Consider the following 3,815-nt stretch of genomic DNA (forward strand, 5'->3'; position numbering starts at 1 on the left):
CATCGTACTCATCCCAAAGCCCGCCGCTGTCCCTAAATGTACTTATGCCCGACTCAGCGCTTATGCCCGCACCGCTTAAAATCAAAACCTTTGCCATCTGCTTTTCTCCGTCAGACCTTAATTTTCATTTTGCTTTTAATAACTCTATATCTTGATTACATTCTTTAATAATGTAATGTGGAACAGTTTGATATTTACATGGATTAAGTTGATATATATGGTCATTTTCTATATGAAAAGTTTCATTTATAAATTTTCTAATTGTACGACTATCATGATTGTCATTATTTAAAACTCTATAAATTTGAAGTTTTTCATAATTATTTGTTGCTTTTTCATAAAGCCTAATTAACTCATTATTATCACTCATATTTAAATAGCAAGTATTATATTGGAAAGATTCATTTATGGCTTTTTGAATTTCTCGTGAAGCTTCATTTATCTCTTCTTCTGTCATCTCTTCTTCAGATTTATGTGTAGGTATTTCTCTCTTATGAAAAACATTTGATAACAGCTGGTATGCCAAGCCTTTATTATTTTTTATTTCATATAACCGTCTAAGATAAATTAGCTTATTTATTGTTTCATCTAAACTAGCTATATTTTCTTCTACTATTTCGATAAAACTTTTTATGTCATCTTTTACGATTTCTTTTTCGGACAATTTACCTTCAATATTTTCTAAAAAACTTGCACTTGGTTTTACCATATTGAAAATATCGGAATGATGCAACACAATATCTACAATAGGTTCAAAATCATGAGTGAGCATTAAAACCGTTTTATTCTTAAAACTTTTTTCACCTCTAAAGAGCATTTCTATAATTGCAAATTTTTTATTCTTATCAAAAGAAGATATTGGATCATCAAGAATAATTAACTGTTGATTATTTTTAAGTGTATCAAACATAAATAGAATAAGAGCAAAAGCATTTTTTTCGCCATAGCTTAAATGGTTTTTAGCATTATCAATATTACTTTCTACAAAATCATTGTGTGTAAGTTGCATTTTGTAAGAATTGCTATTTACATCTTCTTCTATATTAACAGAATAACTATAACCAGCATATTTTAAAAAATCATTTATTTCTTTTTCATATGTTTTTATAGTATCTTCTATCCTAACTTTTTGAAGTTTTACTTTCCCTTGTAATTGCCCAGATTTTTCTAGAATTTCATCTAATGACTTGTTTATTTTAGTAATTTTTTCAGATGTAGCTTCGGTATTAAGATGACCAATGTAATTAAGGTCAATTTTAAAATCTTTAATAACTGCATCGACTTTATCAAAATCTTTTAAAGATTTAAATCCAAGTGATTTAATACTTGAAAGCTTACTTATCAAAGTGTCAATTTGTTCTCTTATCTCAAGTAAAAAAGTCTCTTGTTCTTTTTGTAATCCATCAATATTTTTTGAAATAGCAATAATTTTTTTATAAGTGTCTTCAGTAAAATAGGAACTTAATTTTGATACAGTATTTATCACTTTATTTAGATGTTCAATTAACTTAGAATCATAATTGTCACCAATTGCCTTAATTGTATCTTTCTTTTCTTCTATACTTGAAGATGTACAAAAAGGGCAACAATTAGAAATATCTAAATAATCCTTACCTGTCATTTGCCATTTTAACCATGTAGTATTTTTATCATGTTTGATAAAATCTTTATATACTTCCAGCCCTTGTGGAATATTTTCGATTAAATTTCCCTTACCAACTGCTTTATAAAAAGTACTTGATTTTGCAAAACCTTTTGCAGTTCCAAAACTTTGAAAAAGTTCATTCAAATCATTTAGCATGATTTCAATATCTTTATTTTCATCAAATGTTTTAGAGATGTCTTTTATTAAATCATTTATCTCATCCATCCCTTTTTTATATGCTTCGTTATTAATAAATATATCAAAACTATTTTTTAATAATTCATTTGGCTGAAAAACATATTGACTGACATACTCTTCATTAAAAATTGCCACACTTTCAAGGGCATCTATTCCCGTAATTTCTGGGTTATTTGTATTTGAATCAGTTCTATACTTGAATGGTTTTAATTGAATCAAATAATTGGTGGCAACATTTTTATCATTAATAGCAAATTGAATAGCTTTTGATATAGTAGATTTTCCAGTTCCATTTATTGCATATTTAATATTTAAAGAATTTTCAACAAGTTTTATTTGTCCAGCTTCAATACTATTACATCTGCATATTTGTATATTTATTTTACTCATGAATACAATCCCCAATCTCTTTTCACAATCCAATTAATTGGTGTCCAAGTGACATAATATATTGGATTAAAAACTTCATTTAAAATATCTAATTTTTGAATTTGCGCTGGTAACAATGAAAGATTATGTTTACCTTCTGGACTATTTAAATCATAAAAATGAAATCTATTCTCTCCATCCTTATATTTTCTACTTACTCCATAATCAAAAGGCACACATTTTCTTACTCTTAATATGCCATCTTCTTTAGCAACAAAAGCAACTGACACTATTTTTTTCTCATTGATAGCTTGTAAAAAATTTTCTAACATTTTTTATCCTTTTTCATATTAATCATTTCTAACCACCTCACGTACTCTACCCATCAACCCAAAACTAGCGCTTGCGGTTTTTGCTTTAGCAAAAAAGTTTTCTTGAAAACTCTCCACTTCCAAAAGCGAAAACACAAACCATTTTTTACCGAGGTCTTTTAGGCTTGCACCTATGTGATAAATCTCTTTTTCATCTAGTATCAAAAACCTGTCATGAGAGCTGTTAAACTCTTTTGCCTCTAGGTTTTTGTACTGGGCTTTGTATTTTTCTATGTCTAGCTTGAGTTGTTTAGATATGATTTTTGTTAGTATTGTGATTTTTACTTTTGGGTCTGCTTTGCTTAGATGTGTTAGCGTGGTGTCATCGCAGTAGTTGTCGATGAGGATGATGGATTTTGTGGCTTTTCTGACAAGCTCACTTACAAAAGAATAAGCGTCAAAACTAGCAAATGCGGTTTTTACTTTAGTAAAAAAGTTTCCTTGAAATATCTGCCCGTCGTAAAATATCCCCTGCTTAAGCTTGATAGATTTATCCTCGATAGCATTTAAAACAGCATCCACTTTTTCATCCGTTTTAAACTGCTTTTGCTCAAGCGAATCTAATCTTTGAAATATGATAGCATTGTTTGAAATAAACTTTCTCATTTGAACAAAAGTATTGATGATATATATACTTGTTTGCACCGCTGTTTGGCTTTTAAGTACGGCTGAGAGCATCGCCACGCCCTGTTCTGTGAAAACATAAGGTATGTATTTTCTATGTTTTCCTCTCATATTTTCTAAGGTCGCAAATTGCGACCTTAAAGATTCTGGATAACTTGAGGTCGTAAATTGCGACCTCAAGTTGTTGAACTCATTTTCTGTAAGTTGAAATCTGAAATTTTCAGGAAATCTATCAATATTTCTTTTTACTTGCTCATTTAATCTTTTTGATTCAACACAATAAAGCTCTGCTAAATCACTATCGAGCATCACTTGAAAACCTCGTATCGTATAGATTTTATTTTTTATAGTCTCTTCATTAATAACTGATATTTCATTCATACTCAACATCCGCCCCTCAAACCTACAATGTTATATTTTACCTAAAACCATTGTGTTTTCTGATTTATAGCATACAAAAAGATTTTTATAAGAAAATATTGCAAATTGCAATATGTATGGCTATCTTTTAACGGAAGCGCACTCTATGCAAAGCCCGTTTTCGGGCATTATCTCAAGTCTCTCTTTTGCGATGTCATCGCCGCAGTCTATACATTCGCCAAAGGTTT

At 29.4% G+C, this 3,815-nt stretch carries 5 protein-coding genes; all 5 read right to left on the reverse strand.

Going from position 1 to position 3,815, the window contains the following annotated elements:
- Nucleotides 1–97 (reverse strand): Sir2 family NAD-dependent protein deacetylase (locus tag IBX42_RS11635; RefSeq protein ID WP_294933102.1); only part of this gene is annotated, 97 nt, incomplete at its 3' end.
- Between the two features lie 27 nt (nucleotides 98–124).
- Nucleotides 125–2,233 carry an AAA family ATPase gene (locus IBX42_RS11640; protein WP_294933099.1) on the reverse strand — a complete coding sequence of 703 codons (2,109 nt, stop codon included), beginning with the start codon at nucleotides 2,231–2,233 and terminating at the stop codon, nucleotides 125–127.
- Entirely contained in the window at nucleotides 2,230–2,544 is a 315-nt protein-coding gene (locus IBX42_RS11645; protein WP_294933100.1) for a hypothetical protein, read from the reverse strand. The genes IBX42_RS11640 and IBX42_RS11645 overlap by 4 nt, the downstream gene beginning before the upstream one ends.
- An 18-nt stretch (nucleotides 2,545–2,562) precedes the next feature.
- Nucleotides 2,563–3,588, reverse strand: coding sequence for an ORF6N domain-containing protein (locus tag IBX42_RS11650; RefSeq protein WP_294933101.1), 1,026 nt, complete (start codon nucleotides 3,586–3,588; stop codon nucleotides 2,563–2,565).
- 120 nt (nucleotides 3,589–3,708) lie between these two features.
- A partial coding sequence (locus tag IBX42_RS12590) for a TraR/DksA C4-type zinc finger protein (protein ID WP_365943711.1) occupies nucleotides 3,709–3,815 on the reverse strand: 107 nt, incomplete at its 5' end.

This window comes from Sulfurimonas sp., assembly GCF_014859695.1.
In the GTDB taxonomy this organism is placed as follows: domain Bacteria; phylum Campylobacterota; class Campylobacteria; order Campylobacterales; family Sulfurimonadaceae; genus Sulfurimonas.

Bases quoted from the DNA above. Each gene is read 5' to 3' on its own strand.
- IBX42_RS11640 (WP_294933099.1), bottom strand. From the start codon at position 2,233: ATGAGTAAAATAAATATACAAATATGCAGATGTAATAGTATTGAAGCT.
- IBX42_RS11645 (WP_294933100.1), bottom strand. From the start codon at position 2,544: ATGTTAGAAAATTTTTTACAAGCTATCAATGAGAAAAAAATAGTGTCA.
- IBX42_RS11650 (WP_294933101.1), bottom strand. From the start codon at position 3,588: ATGAATGAAATATCAGTTATTAATGAAGAGACTATAAAAAATAAAATC.